Source organism: Paenibacillus timonensis, assembly GCF_022427145.1.
In the GTDB taxonomy this organism is placed as follows: Bacteria; Bacillota; Bacilli; order Paenibacillales; family Paenibacillaceae; genus Fontibacillus; species Fontibacillus timonensis.
The window spans coordinates 1-15,084 of sequence record NZ_JAKSXN010000089.1 but is presented as its reverse complement, the minus strand read 5'-3'; the positions used below and the strand labels follow the sequence as shown (position 1 = coordinate 15,084).

Here is a 15,084-nt window from a genome sequence, read left to right as displayed (position 1 = left end):
CCCGGTCTCCTGATCGACTTTTTTTCATTATACGGGTTAGGCCAAGTCCGGGACGCCCCAGCGCAGGATTAAGCCGGCATGGGTTAAGCCGCTGCCAAAGCCATACAGCAGCACGCGATCGCCGAAATTCAGCCTGCCCGTGTCGACGCCGGACTGCAAAGCCAGCGGGATGGAAGCGGAGGACGTGTTGCCCCTATCCTGCACGCTTTGCAGCGTTTTGGCGAGCGGCAGGTCCGCTTTCTCGCAGATCGACTCGATCATGCGCAGATTGGCGCTATGCGGAACGAACCAGTCGATGTCATCGCGAGTAAGCTCGGCTTGCTCCAGCAGTTGCTCGATTCCGGCGGTAACGGTGCGGACGGCCCATTTGAACACTTCGCGGCCGTTTTGCACAATTTTGCCCTTCCCTTCGAGCGGTTGACCGTCCATCTGATCCGCCAGCCCGGAACGGTAGACGTGGATGCCGCCGGCCCCGTTCGTCCCGAGAATAAACGATTCGAACCCGGGCAACTCGGGATCGGCTTCGACCAGCACGGCCCCGGCCCCGTCCCCGAACAGGATGCAGGTGCTGCGGTCGGTGTAGTCGGTGATTTTGGACATCGTTTCGCCGGCAACGACAAGGACTTTGCGATGCAGGCCGGAGCTGATCATGCCGTTCGCCAAATGCAGGGCATAAGCGAAGCCGGCACAGGTGGCGTTCAGATCGATGGCCCCGGCCCGCTCCATGCCGAAATGCTGCTGAACCCGGCAGGAAACGGTCGGAAAAGAAAAGTCCGGCGTCGTCGTAGCGGCAATGATGAAGTCGACGTCATCCAGCGTAATCTGATAGGCATCGCGAAGCTGCTCCGCGGCCCGGATGCAGAGGTGCGAGGTGAATTCGTCCTCGGCGGCGATGTGCCGCTCCTTGATGCCCGTTCGCTGCACGATCCACTCGTCGCTCGTTTCTACGAGCCGCTCCAAATCCCCGTTGGTCAGGATTTTTTCGGGAACATAGGTCCCCAGTGCGGTAATGCGGGCCTTGGAAAGGGATATCTGTGTGGTCAACCGTATCAGCTCCTTTTTATCGATATTTTAGTATCAGGTTTTAGTACCAGGTGTTAAAATGATTATATCATGATTATTCTTAACCTTCCAACGTTTCATGCAAAACATGTATTTGAACCTGCTTTGATGTCTGGTTTCGCGTGCAGGAGACAGCCAATGGTATAATAGTTCCGAGGAAAGGAGTGTTCGAACGAACTTATGAAGACATTGGTATTGGCGGAAAAGCCGTCGGTCGCCAGGGAAATCGCGCGAGTGATGGGCAGCCGAGATAAGCATAAAAGTCATTTTGAAGGGCCAAAGTACGTGGTGACCTGGGCGTTAGGTCATTTGGTCGGATTGGCTGAACCGGAGGATTATGACGCGAAGTACGCTACCTGGGCGCTGGAGGATTTGCCGATTCTGCCGGACAAAATGAAGCTGAAGGTGCTGCGCGAAAGCAGCCACCAGTTCAAGGCGGTACAGCAGCTGATGCGGCGCCAGGATATCGGCGAGCTGATCGTGGCGACCGACGCCGCCCGAGAGGGCGAGCTGCTCGCCCGCTGGATCATGGATATGGTCAAATGGAATAAACCGTTTCAGCGGTTATGGATTTCGTCGCAGACGGACAAAGCGATCAAGGAAGGGTTCGCGGCGCTGAAGCCGGGCAGCCAATATGAGCGCTTGTACCAATCGGCACGATGCCGGGCTGAGGCTGACTGGATGGTCGGACTTAACGTGACCCGGGCGCTGACCACCAAGTTTGGCTCACCGCTCTCGGCCGGACGGGTGCAAACGCCGACGCTGGGCATGATCATGCAGCGGGAGAACGAAATTCTCCGTTTCCGCTCGGAGGAATACCAGATGCTGCGCGCCGACTTCGGCAAGTTTGAAGCGGTTTGGCGAGGTGGAAACGGCGATGCCCGCATTTTTGACGCGGAGCGGCTGAACGCGCTGAAACCGAAGCTTGAAGGAGCTTCCGGCCAAATCGTCAAGCTGGTCAAGCACGAAAAAACGGTGCCCCACCCGCTCGCTTACGATTTGACCGAGCTGCAACGGGACGCCAACCGGCTGCTCGGATTTTCGGCCAAGCAGACGTCGAACGTGCTGCAGCGGCTGTACGAGCAGCATAAGCTGGTGACCTATCCGCGGACGGATTCGCGTTACCTGACGTCCGACATGACGGAGACGCTCAAAGAACGGTTAACGAGCGTGGCTATCGGCCCTTACGCACCGCTGGCCCGGCCGCTGCTGCGGGGTTCTTTGCAACTGAGCAAGCGGGTCGTCGACGATAGCAAGGTGACCGATCACCATGCGATCATCCCGACGGAGCAAACGGTGCTGCTGAACGCGCTGAGCGCGGACGAACGCAAACTGTACGATTTGATCGTGCGGCGGTTTATCAGTTTGTTTTATCCGCCGGCAAGGTTTGATCAAGTCAGCGTGACGGTCGAAATAGTGGGCGAGACGCTGCACGCAAAGGGGACGACGATCAAGGACGCCGGTTGGCGGGCCGTGTATGACGGTCAAGCCATGGAGGACGAAGAAAGCGGCGAGGAGGATGCCGATAGCGGTGCGGCTCTGCCGGAGCTGAGCCAAGGAGAGACGGTAAAGGTGCAGCGCTGCCGCGTGACGCCGGGGCGGACCCAGCCGCCGAAGCGCTACACGGAAGCAGCCCTGCTGACCCAAATGGAGAAGCACGGGTTGGGCACGCCGGCAACGCGGGCGGACATCATCGAGAAGCTGGTCAGCTCCGATACGATCGAGCGGCAAGGGAACTTCCTGCACCCGACCGGCAAAGGAAAGCAGCTGATCGACCTGGCGCCGTCCGATTTGCGCACGCCGGAGCTGACGGCCCGCTGGGAGGCGGAGCTGGAGCGGATCGCCCGCGGACAAGGCCAGCCGGGGCCGTTCCTCAGCGGCATCCGGGAAATGGCGGTCAGCCTCGTGCAAGGCGTGAAACGCAGCGAAGCCACGTACAAGCCGCATAACGTCTCGAACAGCCATTGCCCGGATTGCGGGACGCGGCTGCTCGAGAAGAAAACCGGGCGCGGCTTGATGCTGATCTGCCCTAGCGAAGACTGCGGCTATCGCCGTTCCGGCGAGAAGCGCCTGTCCAACCGCCGTTGTCCGCAATGCCACAAGAAGATGGAGCTCAAGGAAGGCAAGGCAGGAATGTACGTGCAGTGTTTATCCTGCGGCATTACCGAGGTGCTCGGGAAAGATAAAGATAAGCATATGAACAAACGCGAGCAACAGCGGCTCGTGAAGCAATATTCCCAGCAGCAGGAGTCCGGCGGGATCAATCTCGGCGAGCTGCTGAAGGCGGCGCTGGAGAAGAAGGGCGACGATTAACCCGCCGGTCACGGCGGACGGTCCTTGGGCCGCATAAATCGGTCGCCTTTACGGGACGCTAAGTTTCGGAGGTGATGAGGGTGCCGCATCATAAAGCGCGGAAGACCGAAAACCAGCAGAACAAGTCTAGACTGATGGAACCCACCGTGGCGGCCAAGCCAAAGAAGCAGGCCGACTACCCGCCCAACCTGAACGAAATTCCGAAGAACGAACCCTGATTGTTTTAAGCGTTTGCGGCTCCCCTCTTGGGGAGCTTTCTACATAGAAGCGATTTTGACGAAAAGATGCCGGTGCCCCGTAGTTGAGGTATAATAGAGTTAGGAACGTCGACATTCGAGCGTGGAGATCGAAAGGGGGCGGCGAATACGAGAACAGGGTTATTCGTATGGTTTCTGTTTATCAATGCGGTCGCCTATCTGGTCATGTCCGACGACAAAAGGCGGGCCAGGCAGAGGCGCGAACGGATTCCCGAGCGAACGCTGTTTTTGCTGGCTGCATTGGGGGGCGCGCTAGGGGTACTCGTGGCCATGAATGCGAAACGCCATAAAACGAAGCATTTCAGCTTTAGGGTGGGCATTCCGCTGCTGCTTCTATTCAACGCCGTGCTTTATGGGTATTTTTTAATATAAACTCTTGGGACAAGTGAGGTGCTTTCCATGCTGTTTAACAAAATCATTGCCGCGTACGACGGTTCGAAAGCGGCGAACAAAGCGCTGGACAAAGCCATCGAGTTGTGCAAATCGACGCCCGGGGCCAAACTGGTGGTCCTGCATGTTTACGACTTCCCGCGCTTTTACGTGGCCGAGGGATTTGCGCCGGTACCCACTTCCATGAACAAGGATTTTTACGAGCTGGCGGAAAGAACGGCAGAGGAGGCGAAGAGCCGGCTTGAGGCCGCAGGCCTGGAGCCTAAGGTGGAGATGGATCAAGGGGCTCCGGCGGAGACGATTCTGGAGTACGCCCAGAAAAACGGGGCGGATCTGATCGTCATCGGCAGCCGCGGACTAGGCGGCATTCGCGAATTCGTGCTTGGCAGCGTCAGCCATAACGTCGTCCAGCATGCCCGGATCCCGGTGCTCGTCGTAAAATAAAGAGTTTGCTTGCAAAAGCCTGACCGAAACGATTCGGTCAGGCTTTTTTGCGTGCGCAGGAACTGGTTGGCGTGGTTCGGTTCGTGCGGAGCGTGTAGTGCGTTCAGTGTTCAGTGCGTGTAGTGCGTTCAGTGTTCAGTGCGTGTAGTGCGTGTAGTGCGTGTAGTGCGTGCGGAAGGGTGGGGTTCGTTTTAAGTCTAACGCTTGCCAGAATGCTTATTTGGGCGAAAAGAAGGGAGTTTGAATTCTAACGCTGACCAGCGCGCTTATAGGGGCGAAAACCGCTCTTGTTGGAGTGGAAATCGGAAAATAAGCTTTCCCATAAGCGTTACAATTCGTAAGTCCCGGTTTAGGCGCAAATAGCGTTCTATACAAGCGTTAGAGCTTTTTAATTTCTTCAGAGTTTCCTCAGAACTTCTTCAGAGCTTCTTCGATTTAGGTCAGGGAAGATTGCTGTAAGGAAAACTGACGCTTGTCCGACAGAATCGGCAAAAAGAACAAATAAATTTTGGGCGATTTTCAAATCGACACGTAGGAAAATGTAGTTTTCTATAGTCGCCAAAGTAAGGTTATGTTCAAATGTTACGATTACTCACATCGGCCCGTGGCAGGGGCGGTTGAAAAGAACATCCGAACGCTGAAAGGAGGGCTGCCGTTGATCCGCTTTCACCAGGTTGATAAGCATTTTGGTCATTTTCACGTGCTGAAGAGGATTGATTTGCAGGTTGAGGAAGGGGAAGTCGTGGTAGTCGTCGGTCCGTCCGGTTCGGGAAAAAGCACGATGCTGCGCTGCATTAACCGGCTGGAGACGATCACGAACGGCGAGCTGACGGTAGGCGGCCTGCCGGTCCACGACCGCAAAACGGATATCAATAAGCTGCGCCGGGATATCGGGATGGTCTTCCAGCACTTTAATTTGTATCCGCACAAAAAGGTGATCGACAATATTACGCTGGCGCCGATGAAGGTGCTGGGCATCTCCAGGGCAGAGGCCGAGCAGACGGCGATGTTTTATCTGGAGAAGGTGGGCATCGCCGACAAAGCATCGGCGTATCCGTCCCAGCTGTCGGGCGGTCAGCAGCAGCGGGTGGCGATCGCCCGCGGGCTGGCGATGAAGCCGAAGATCATGCTGTTCGACGAACCGACCTCGGCGCTCGATCCGGAGATGGTCGGCGAAGTGCTGGACGTCATGCGGACGCTCGCCCGGGAAGGCATGACGATGGTGGTGGTCACGCACGAGATGGGGTTTGCCAGGGAGGTAGCGGACCGGATCATTTTTATGGACCAAGGGCAAATCGTGGAAGAGGCAGGGCCGGGGGAATTCTTCGCCAACCCGCGGGAAGAGCGGACGCGCACGTTCCTCAGCCGTTTGTTGAGCCACTGAAAATTTCGGAAATTAAGGGGAGGAAAAGAAGATGAAGAAACGTTGGAGGCTAATCGGTATTGCGGCGGTATGCGCGTTGGCGGTATTGGCGGGTTGTGCCAGTAACGGGGGAGGCAGCAATGCGGCCAGCGACGGCGGGAATGCCGCTCCGGCGGCCGGGGAGAGCGGGGCCGGGGCTTTGGGCAAAATCAAAGACCGCGGCAAGCTGGTGGTCGGCGTGAAATACGACACGAAGCTGTTTGGTTTGAAAGATCCGGCCAGCGGTAACGTCGAGGGATTCGACGTCGACATCTCCAAGGCGATCGCGAAGCATATTCTCGGCGATGAGAACGCCCTGGAATTAAAGGAGGTCACCTCCAAGACGCGGATTCCGATGCTGAATAACGGCGAGATCGACATGATCGTGGCCACGATGACGATAACCGAGGAGCGCAAGAAGGAAGTCGACTTCTCCGATGTTTACTTCCAGGCGGGGCAATCGCTGCTCGTGAAGAAGGGCAGCCCGATTACGGGCATCGAGAGCCTCACCGCCGATTCGACGGTGCTGGGCAGCAAAGGCTCGACTTCGGTAAAAAATATCCGCGATCAAGTGGATGGCATCAAGGTGCTGGAATTCGACAACTACCAGGATGCGTTTAACGCGTTGAAGGCGGGGCAAGGCGATGCGCTGACGACGGACGATGCGATCCTGTACGGCATGGCGGCCCAGGATCCGAATTACGAGGTGGTCGGCAAGCCGTTCACCGACGAGCCTTACGGCATTGCGGTGCAAAAAGGCAACGCGGATATCGTGCAAGCCATTAACGATACGTTGAAGGAGCTCCACGACAGCGGGGAGTACGATAAGATCTACGAGAAATGGATCGGCAAGAAACCGGGCGAATAATTCGTTCCTTGAACAAGCGAAAGGATGGAACAGGCGGTTCGCCTCCCCATCCTTTCGCGTTTGCGGGGGCGGGGGGCGGCCGCTTAATCGACCGTCCGGCCTGGACTCCGGTTGAAGGAAGGGGATGAAACCGAATGGACTTTACGATTTTGACCGATTATTTCGACGTTTACCTGGAAGGGTTCCGGGGAACGGTCCTATCCAGCCTGCTGGCGCTGGCCGGCAGCTTCCTGCTGGGAGCCTTGATCGCCGTGTTCCGCATCGCCCCCGTCCGGCCCCTGCGTTGGTTCGGGACGGGTTACGTCGAATTTATCCGCAATATTCCGCTGCTGCTGGTCGTATATATTTTTTACTACGGACCTTCTGCGTTGGGCGTGCCGCTGGACGGCTTTACGGCCGGAACGATCGGATTGGCCGTGTACACGTCTTCGTTCATCGCCGAGGCGATCCGCGCCGGTATCCTGGCGATCCCCAAAGGGCAAACGGAGGCGGCGCGCTCGTCCGGGTTAAGCTACGCGCAGACGATGATCCATATTATCCTGCCGCAGGCGATCAAGCTGGTCATTCCCCCGCTGGGGAACCAATTCATCAATTTGATCAAGAATTCGTCCGTGTTGACGATCGTTGCCGGATTGGACTTGATGTATTTTGCCGACATCGTGAATACGGAAACTTATCGGACGTTTGATACTTATATTCTAGTCGCTTTATTTTATTTGGTGCTGACGCTGCCTTTGAGTTATGGGGTGCGGCTATGGGAGCGCAGGCTCGAGAGGAAGTATTGAGGAAGGAGGGATTCGATGGATTTTGCGGGAGCGTATAGTGCGGAGAATTTGCGTTTTTTGGCGGATGGGCTTTACGTGACGTTGATCGTCGCCGGGGCGTCCATCGTGCTGAGCTTTCTGATCGGCTGCATCGTGGGTGTGATTCGCTATACGCAGCTGCCCATACTATCGCCGATCCTGCTGGTGGGAGTCGAGCTGATCCGCAATTTGCCGCTGCTCTTGATCATCTTCTTCATGCGGTTCGCCTTGCCGGAGGTCGGCATCAAATTGGGACTCGTGGCCGCGACGGTAACCGGATTGACCATCTTCGAGGCGGCGATGATCGCGGAAATCGTGCGCGGCGGACTTGCCTCCATCGACAAGGGCCAAATTGAAGCAGCCCGTTCGTCCGGACTAAGCTCGTTGCAGACGTTGTGGCACATCGTCTTGCCCCAAGGGCTGCGGCGGATGGTGCCGCCGCTGGTCAGCCAGTTCATCTCGCTGCTCAAGGACACGTCGCTGGCGGTCGTCATCTCCCTGCCGGAGCTGATGCATCACGCCGGAATCGTCATCGGCCACGGCTACACCTATACGATTCCCATTTTGCTGCTGGTGGCGTTGATTTATTTTTTCGTCAACTTTGTGTTATCGGTCATCTCCAGGCGTTTGGAAGCTCGGCAGGCTTAGGCATCATCTAACATTACTCTGACATATAATGGCATATCAGGTATAGGCACCCTTCTCTTGTTATGGTACGATAAGGGGCAATATATCTCACGGGAGCCGGGTGAGCGGGGATGGAGAACGTTTTTTTCAAGTCCTTCTATAGATCCGCGTACGTTCAGATCGGGGTCGTTGCCATCGGGACGGCGTTGGCCGGGGAGCTGAAGATCAACCCGTTTGACGGCGATATTTTTCGGATCGGCTTGGGGAGCAGTGCGTTCTTGTTGTTCTTGCTGCTGCTGAGGCGATTGCCGTATCTTATCACGGGCGTCATCTCTGGCGCGGTGGTGCTTCTGTTTCGCACGGGACTGGATCAGGCGCTCGGCAACGGATTGACTTTGGCCGAAAGCGTGACGAGGCATTGTTCGGCGGCGGTGTATTACATCGTGTTCGCTTTAGGGATGAGCGTGATTAAACGGCGGTTGGATCGCTTCTATCCTTTGGTGCTGGGGGCGGTGACCGCGGTGATCGATCTGCTGTCCAACGAGGCGGAGCTGCTGACTCGATTGCTGGTAACCGGCACGGCCACGTTTAAGCTCAATGAATGGACGTTTTTGATGGCGATCGCGATGTTGCGCACGTATTTCGTCACCGGCATTTACAGCAGCATTTCCGTCAGCCGAATGCGGATCGTGCAAAAGGAGCAAAACCGCCGGATCGAGCAGATGCTCAGCTTTAGCTCCGGACTGTACGGGGAAGTGTTTTATCTGAAAAAATCGATCGGTACGCTGGAGAAACTGACCTTGCGCAGCTATGAGTTGTATCGACGGCTGTCGGATGAGGGCCAGGAGGAGCACAAGCGCCACGTCCTGGGGATCACGCAGCAAATCCATGAGGTGAAGAAGGATTCGCAGCGGATTTTGGCCGGGTTGATCAAGCTGACGGACCGCGAGGTCCCGGGGGATATGCCTTTGTCGGGCTTGGTCCAATATACCATCGATAGCACGCAACAGTATGCCGAAATGCTGGGCAAGCGAATTGTTTTTACGCAGAAGATGACCCTGGATTACGCCACCTCCAACTACATTCCCTTGCTCACGCTGCTGGGGAACTTGACGGCCAATGCGGTGGAAGCCATCCAAGGCCGGGGGCAGATTCATCTGGAGGTCCGAGAGCAAGCGGGATGGACGTTGTTGACGGTGAGCGACAGCGGAAACGGTTTTCCGCGGGACGAGCGGGAGATGGTGCTCGAACCGGGCTTTACGACCAAATTCGATGAAGAAGGGGTCGCGGCGACGGGGATCGGTTTATCCCATGTGCGCGACATCGTGACCCGCTTTGGCGGGGAACTCTTGCTGGGGACAGCGCCGGGGCTGGGCGGGGCAATGGTCCAAATTCGCATTCCGACGCCGCAACTGCGGAAGTCGGCGGCTCCAACGTAATAAAGGGGTCAACCACACGGATCCGGGCAAAAACGCGACTTACCAAACGTTGAGGAGGGTGTAACCGATGCCGCTCTCTTTTTGTATCGTAGACGATGATGCCAGTGCGCGAAAAATGCTGCAGCACATTATTGAGGACAGCGGCCTGGGTGAGGTGACGGGGACGGCCGGCGGCGGAGCGGAGGGCGTGCGGCAAATTCTGAGCGAGTCGCCGGACATCGTGTTGATGGATCTGCTGATGCCCGATCAGGACGGAATCGAGGCGATCGATTCCCTGCGCGCCCAGGGCTGCAGCTCGCGGTTCGTGATGATCTCCCAGATCGAAAACCAGGATCTAGTCGGACGGGCGTACCGGAGCGGGATTGAGTTCTTCATCCGCAAGCCGATCAACCGGATCGAAGTGGAGACGGTGCTGCGGAAGATCAACGAACGGTATGCGATGAGCCATTATTTGGAGGAAATCAAATCGAGCCTGAAGAAGCTGGAAGGCCTTCGCAGCGCGACGCTAGCCGCGCCGGGCAAGCGGACGGTCCGCGAGGCGATTCAGCCGATCCTGATGAATCTCGGTCTGATCGGCGAAAGCGGCAGCCGCGATATGATCGCGATGATGGAGATTTTGCTTGGACAGGGGAGCGAAGCCGGCAGCAACCTGCCGCCTTTGAAGGAGCTGTATCGCCGGACTGCGGCCACGTACAAGACGAGGCCCGAGGACATCGCCAAGGAAGTCAAGGCGATTGAGCAACGGCTGAGGCGCGCGCTGACGGCAGGGTTAACGAACCTGGCTTCGCTGGGCCTGACGGATTACGGCAACCCTCGGTTTGAGTATTATGCGCCGCTTTATTTTGACTTTGAAGACGTGCGGTTGAAGATGAAGGAGATCGAGGAAGGTCGGGAGCCGGGCTACGGCAAGGGGAAAGTGAACATCAAGAAGTTCCTGCAGGTGTTGTACATCGAATTGCAGGAGCAGTTGGGCGGATGAGTGAGGCTGCGATTATTTCAATTTACCTAGTCGTTTTTTTACGGGCTAGGTTTTTTTTGCGGCCAAGTAAGTTTTCCTTTTTCGGTGACATTGTTCAAAAACGAACATTCGGTTTTTACAATCATTTAATGTTCGGATTTGAGTTGACATGTCGTGTCCGCCATTGGTAAACTAGGAGAGGAAAGGCGGTTCGCCGCCGAACCTCATAATCTCGTATAATGCCGGGGATAGGGCCCGGAAGTTTCTACCCGAGAACCGTAAATTTTCGGACTACGAGCGAATACGTGATGAAGGTAAGGCTACTCCGCACGGAAGGCCTTCTTTTTATGAGCCTGGGCTTGCAAGCGCCGGGCTTTGCGTTGCCGTCGGCGCGGCTCTTGGCTGTCCGTACGCAGGTTTCGTATTCCTCAGGGTCCGCGAATTTCGGGAAATCTTCGTTATTTTCCAGGAAGTTCGGGGCCCTTTTCCGTATTCGGCCATCTATAAATCACTAGGTTCAAAAAGTAAAGTATGGAGGTTGAAGCATGACAGCACAAGTCGCCGTAATCATGGGCAGCAAATCGGATTGGGAAACGATGTCCCATGCCTGTGACGTTTTGGAAGAACTGCAGATTCCTTACGAAAAAAACGTCGTATCCGCGCACCGCACTCCGGATTTGATGTTCGAATTCGCGGAGCAGGCCGCAGGCCGCGGACTGAAGGTCATCATCGCGGGAGCGGGCGGGGCCGCCCACCTGCCGGGCATGGTGGCGGCAAAAACGACGCTGCCGGTCATCGGCGTGCCGGTCAAGTCGGCCGCGCTAAACGGGCTCGACTCGCTGCTGTCGATCGTGCAGATGCCGGGCGGCATCCCGGTGGCGACGGTAGCCATCGGCAAAGCCGGGGCGATCAACGCCGGGCTGCTCGCGGCGCAAATGCTGGGCGCGTTTGACCCTGAGGTGATGCGCCGGGTGCAGGAGCGGCGCGACCGGATCCAAGCCGAGGTGCTGGAGAGCGGCTCGGAGTTAGGAGCGGCCGAATGAGCGGCAAACCGGGCGTCAGCGGCACTCCGGTCATCGAGCCGGGCGCAACGATCGGCGTGCTGGGCGGCGGCCAGCTGGGCCGGATGATGGCGCTGGCCGGGAGCCATCTCGGCTACCGGTTCGTGGCGATGGATCCGACGCCGGATGCGCCTTGCGGACAGGTCGCCAGCCAAATCGTGGCCCGCTACGACGACCAGGCCGCTGCGCGCGAATTGGCGGAGCGGGCCGACGTAATCACGTACGAATTCGAAAACGTGGACGCTGGCGTTGCCGCGTTGTTGGAGGAAGCGTCGTACGTGCCTCAAGGCAGCCGATTGCTGTACACAACCCAGCATCGGCTGCGCGAGAAGCGGGCCATCGAAGCGGCCGGCGTCAAGGTAGCGCCGTACGCGGAGATCGGCAGCGAGGAGGAGCTGCGCGCGGCCGTGGCCCGGTTGGGTCTCCCGGCCGTGCTGAAGACGGCCACCGGAGGGTATGACGGCAAAGGCCAATGGGTGATCCGCGGCGAGGACGAAATAACGCCGGCGTACGCCGAGTTGAGCCGAGCCGGAACGGAGCTCGTGTTGGAGCAATTCGTCCCGTTCGTCAAGGAACTGTCGGTCATTGCGGCACGAAGCCCGCGCGGGGAGATAAAGACGTTCCCGGTGGCGGAGAATATCCATGTCGACAATATTTTGCACGTGTCGATCGTACCGGCCCGCGTGGAGGAGCAAGTGCAAAGGGAGGCCGAACGGTTGGCGGCCCGAATCGCCGAAGGCTTGGAAGCGGTTGGACTGTTGGCGGTGGAGATGTTCCTGACCGCAGGCGGGGAGCTCTTCGTGAATGAACTGGCGCCAAGGCCGCATAATTCCGGTCATTACACGATGGAGGCTTGCACGACCTCGCAATTCGAGCAGCATGTGCGGGCGATCTGCAATTTGCCGCTCGGCCCGGTGGAGCTGTTGACGCCGGTCGTGATGGTGAACGTGTTGGGCGAACATTTGGAGGGCGTCCGCAAAGCGGTGGCTGCGGGCCGCTGGTTTGACGGGGACGAGGGGGCAACTGGATTCACGGCGATCCCCAAAGTACACTTATATGGAAAGCACGGAGCCGCGCCGAAACGGAAAATGGGGCACATCAACCTGATCTGCCGCAATGTGGAGGACGGGCTGCGTTGGATAGAGCAAACCAACATTTGGAGGAATGAACGTAAATGATCGAACGCTACAGCAGACCGGAAATGAGAGCGATCTGGACGGAGGAGAACAAATTCAAGGCCTGGCTGGAAGTTGAGCTGTGCGCCTGCGAAGCTTGGGCCGAGCTCGGCGTGATCCCGAAGGATGACGCAGCGCTGCTGCGCGAGAAGGCTTCGTTTGACATCGACCGAATTTATGAGATCGAGCAGGAAACTCGCCATGACGTTATCGCGTTTACCCGTGCCGTATCGGAAAGCCTGGGCTCCGAGCGGAAATGGGTGCACTACGGCCTGACTTCCACGGACGTTGTGGACACGGCGCTGGGGTATTTACTGAAGCAGGCAAATGAAATTTTGGAACGGGATATCGTAAATTTCATCGAGATTTTAAAGGACAAGGCGTTGGCTTACAAAGATACCCCGATGATGGGCCGGACACACGGCGTACATGCCGAGCCGACCACCTTCGGTTTGAAAATGGCGCTTTGGCACGAGGAAATGAAGCGGAACCTGGAGCGCTTCCGCCGCGCGGCGGATAACGTCCAGTTCGGCAAAATCTCCGGCGCGGTCGGCACTTACGCGAACATCGATCCGTTCGTGGAAGAGTTCGTTTGCCGCAAGCTGGGCACGAGTCCTGCGCCGATTTCGACGCAAACGCTGCAACGCGACCGCCACGCGGAATATATGGCGACGCTGGCTTTAATCGCGACGTCGCTCGACAAGTTCGCCACGGAAATCCGCGCTTTGCAAAAAAGCGAATTCCGCGAAGTGGAGGAAGCCTTCGCCAAAGGGCAAAAAGGTTCGTCGGCGATGCCCCATAAACGCAACCCGATCGGCTGCGAGAATATCTCCGGCTTGTCCCGCGTGATCCGCGGCCATATGATTTCGGCCTACGAAAACGTGACGCTGTGGCATGAACGCGACATCTCCCACTCCTCGGTGGAGCGGGTCATTTTGCCGGACGCCACGATGCTGCTGAACTATATGCTGAACCGCTTCGGCAATATCGTGAAGAATCTGACGGTATTCCCGGAAAATATGAAGCGCAACATGGGCCGCACGTTTGGCGTGCCGTTCTCCGGCCGCGTGCTGACGAAGCTGATCGACAAAGGCTTCAGCCGCGAGCAAGCCTACGACACGGTACAACCGCGGGCGATGCAGGCGTGGGAAACGCAGCGCCAGTTCCGCGACATCATTGAGGAGACGTCGGAAATTACCGCCGTCTTGAGTAAAGAGGAAATCGACGACGCGTTTGATCCGTCCTGGCATTTGAAGCATGTGGATACGATTTTCCGGAAGCTTGGGTTGATCGAGTAGAGTTTGTATTGGGGGAGGAGAGCATTCATGGCGGTACCGGCAATTTCGACGGCGGCGGATATGGTGAACGCCCCGCTGCTGTACAAAGGCAAAGTCCGGGAGCTGTACGATCTCGGCGAGTTTTTCCTGATCGTGGTCACCGACCGGATCTCCGCGTTCGATTACGTACTGGAGCCGGCGGTGCCGGACAAGGGCAACGTGCTGAACCGGCTAAGCGCATTTTGGTTCGACAAGACGCGGCATCTGCTGGATAACCACGTGATCCACACGGACGTAGATCGGCTCGGGGACGTGATTCCGGCGGAGCATCGAGAGGCGCTGCGGAAGCGGATCATGGTGACCCGCAAGGCCGAACGCATCGACATCGAATGCGTGGTGCGCGGCTACGTGACCGGCGGCGGCTGGCGGCAGTATGAGCAGACCGGCGCGATCAACGGCATCCGGCTGCCGGAAGGGCTGCGGAAGAACGCGAAGCTGGCGGAGCCGATTTTTACCCCGGCGGCGAAAAACGACGTCGGTCACGACGAGGACATCTCGTTTGCGGAGATGGCGGACAAAGTCGGCCGCGACTTGGCCGAACAGCTGCGGGACCGCAGTCTGGAAATGTACGCCTTCGCCCGTGACTACTGCGAGGACCGCGGCATTCTCCTCGCCGACTGCAAGCTGGAATTCGGGCTGGTGGACGGCAAGTTGATTTTGATCGACGAGATGTTTACGCCGGATGCGTCGCGGTTTTGGGCCAAGGAGAACTACGCGCTGGACATCGAGATCGACAGCATGGATAAAGAGCCGGTTCGGACGTATTTGGCCGGTTCGGACTGGGATAAAAACAGCCGGCCCGATCCGCTCCCGGCGCAGGTCGTCGAAGAGACGACGCGGCGCTACCGCGACATTTACCGGCGGCTGACCGGAGCGGAGCTGGAATAGGGGCTGGAGTAGGAGTAGGAGTAGGAGTGGGCCACCGTACTCCTCGTTGGGCCATTCGCT

Annotated in this window: 15 protein-coding genes and 1 riboswitch; of the genes, 14 read left to right on the top strand and 1 reads right to left on the bottom strand. The window is 57.6% G+C overall.

The genetic code is table 11. The features are described 5' to 3' along the window. Positions 1–36: 36 nt before the first annotated feature. A complete protein-coding gene (locus tag MJ257_RS23095; RefSeq protein WP_275693952.1) occupies positions 37–1,044 on the bottom strand; it encodes a ketoacyl-ACP synthase III in 1,008 nt (335 codons plus the stop codon). Positions 1,045–1,242: 198 nt separating this feature from the next. Here MJ257_RS23095 and MJ257_RS23090 point away from each other — a divergent pair, with 198 nt between their 5' ends. From MJ257_RS23090 to MJ257_RS23025, 14 genes are all read left to right on the top strand, one after another. After that, complete coding sequence (locus MJ257_RS23090; protein ID WP_240271459.1) at positions 1,243–3,375, top strand: DNA topoisomerase III; 2,133 nt, start codon at positions 1,243–1,245, stop codon at positions 3,373–3,375. Positions 3,376–3,455: 80 nt separating this feature from the next. Beyond that, entirely contained in the window at positions 3,456–3,593 is a 138-nt protein-coding gene (locus tag MJ257_RS23085) for a hypothetical protein (RefSeq protein WP_240271458.1), read from the top strand. Between the two features lie 93 nt (positions 3,594–3,686). Beyond that, positions 3,687–4,004: a DUF1294 domain-containing protein gene (locus tag MJ257_RS23080; RefSeq protein WP_372489884.1), complete on the top strand. Its 318-nt coding sequence runs from the start codon at positions 3,687–3,689 to the stop codon at positions 4,002–4,004. Positions 4,005–4,031: 27 nt separating this feature from the next. Further along, positions 4,032–4,466 (top strand): universal stress protein, encoded by a 435-nt coding sequence (locus MJ257_RS23075; protein WP_240271456.1) that lies wholly within the window; start codon positions 4,032–4,034, stop codon positions 4,464–4,466. Positions 4,467–5,121: 655 nt separating this feature from the next. Then, entirely contained in the window at positions 5,122–5,850 is a 729-nt protein-coding gene (locus MJ257_RS23070) for an amino acid ABC transporter ATP-binding protein (RefSeq protein WP_240271455.1), read from the top strand. Positions 5,851–5,881: 31 nt separating this feature from the next. Beyond that, complete coding sequence (locus MJ257_RS23065) at positions 5,882–6,736, top strand: glutamate ABC transporter substrate-binding protein (RefSeq protein ID WP_240271454.1); 855 nt, start codon at positions 5,882–5,884, stop codon at positions 6,734–6,736. A 134-nt stretch (positions 6,737–6,870) separates the two neighbouring features. After that, positions 6,871–7,521: an amino acid ABC transporter permease gene (locus MJ257_RS23060; protein ID WP_240271453.1), complete on the top strand. Its 651-nt coding sequence runs from the start codon at positions 6,871–6,873 to the stop codon at positions 7,519–7,521. A gap of 15 nt (positions 7,522–7,536) precedes the next feature. Next, a complete protein-coding gene (locus MJ257_RS23055) occupies positions 7,537–8,187 on the top strand; it encodes an amino acid ABC transporter permease (RefSeq protein ID WP_240271452.1) in 651 nt (216 codons plus the stop codon). 110 nt (positions 8,188–8,297) lie between these two features. Then, positions 8,298–9,605, top strand: a complete 1,308-nt coding sequence (locus tag MJ257_RS23050) for an ATP-binding protein (RefSeq protein WP_240271451.1) — start codon at positions 8,298–8,300, stop codon at positions 9,603–9,605. A 67-nt stretch (positions 9,606–9,672) separates the two neighbouring features. Further along, a complete protein-coding gene (locus MJ257_RS23045) occupies positions 9,673–10,584 on the top strand; it encodes a response regulator (protein WP_240271450.1) in 912 nt (303 codons plus the stop codon). Between the two features lie 191 nt (positions 10,585–10,775). After that, a riboswitch (purine riboswitch) is annotated at positions 10,776–10,877 on the top strand. A gap of 231 nt (positions 10,878–11,108) precedes the next feature. Then, positions 11,109–11,606: a 5-(carboxyamino)imidazole ribonucleotide mutase gene (purE, locus tag MJ257_RS23040; RefSeq protein WP_240271449.1), complete on the top strand. Its 498-nt coding sequence runs from the start codon at positions 11,109–11,111 to the stop codon at positions 11,604–11,606. Then, positions 11,603–12,802 carry a 5-(carboxyamino)imidazole ribonucleotide synthase gene (gene purK / locus MJ257_RS23035; RefSeq protein ID WP_240271448.1) on the top strand — a complete coding sequence of 400 codons (1,200 nt, stop codon included), beginning with the start codon at positions 11,603–11,605 and terminating at the stop codon, positions 12,800–12,802. The genes purE and purK overlap by 4 nt, the downstream gene beginning before the upstream one ends. Further along, a complete protein-coding gene (gene purB, locus MJ257_RS23030) occupies positions 12,799–14,097 on the top strand; it encodes an adenylosuccinate lyase (RefSeq protein ID WP_240271447.1) in 1,299 nt (432 codons plus the stop codon). The genes purK and purB overlap by 4 nt, the downstream gene beginning before the upstream one ends. A 27-nt stretch (positions 14,098–14,124) precedes the next feature. Next, the gene (locus MJ257_RS23025; RefSeq protein ID WP_240271446.1) at positions 14,125–15,024 is read left to right on the top strand and encodes a phosphoribosylaminoimidazolesuccinocarboxamide synthase; all 900 of its coding nucleotides are present in this window, start codon (positions 14,125–14,127) and stop codon (positions 15,022–15,024) included. Positions 15,025–15,084 lie beyond the last annotated feature (60 nt).

Coding starts and splice junctions, on each gene's coding strand:
- MJ257_RS23090 (WP_240271459.1), top strand. CDS start 1,243: ATGAAGACATTGGTATTGGCGGAAAAGCCGTCGGTCGCCAGGGAAATC.
- MJ257_RS23075 (WP_240271456.1), top strand. CDS start 4,032: ATGCTGTTTAACAAAATCATTGCCGCGTACGACGGTTCGAAAGCGGCG.
- MJ257_RS23065 (WP_240271454.1), top strand. CDS start 5,882: ATGAAGAAACGTTGGAGGCTAATCGGTATTGCGGCGGTATGCGCGTTG.
- MJ257_RS23060 (WP_240271453.1), top strand. CDS start 6,871: ATGGACTTTACGATTTTGACCGATTATTTCGACGTTTACCTGGAAGGG.
- MJ257_RS23055 (WP_240271452.1), top strand. CDS start 7,537: ATGGATTTTGCGGGAGCGTATAGTGCGGAGAATTTGCGTTTTTTGGCG.
- MJ257_RS23050 (WP_240271451.1), top strand. CDS start 8,298: ATGGAGAACGTTTTTTTCAAGTCCTTCTATAGATCCGCGTACGTTCAG.
- MJ257_RS23045 (WP_240271450.1), top strand. CDS start 9,673: ATGCCGCTCTCTTTTTGTATCGTAGACGATGATGCCAGTGCGCGAAAA.
- purE (WP_240271449.1), top strand. CDS start 11,109: ATGACAGCACAAGTCGCCGTAATCATGGGCAGCAAATCGGATTGGGAA.
- purK (WP_240271448.1), top strand. CDS start 11,603: ATGAGCGGCAAACCGGGCGTCAGCGGCACTCCGGTCATCGAGCCGGGC.
- purB (WP_240271447.1), top strand. CDS start 12,799: ATGATCGAACGCTACAGCAGACCGGAAATGAGAGCGATCTGGACGGAG.
- MJ257_RS23025 (WP_240271446.1), top strand. CDS start 14,125: ATGGCGGTACCGGCAATTTCGACGGCGGCGGATATGGTGAACGCCCCG.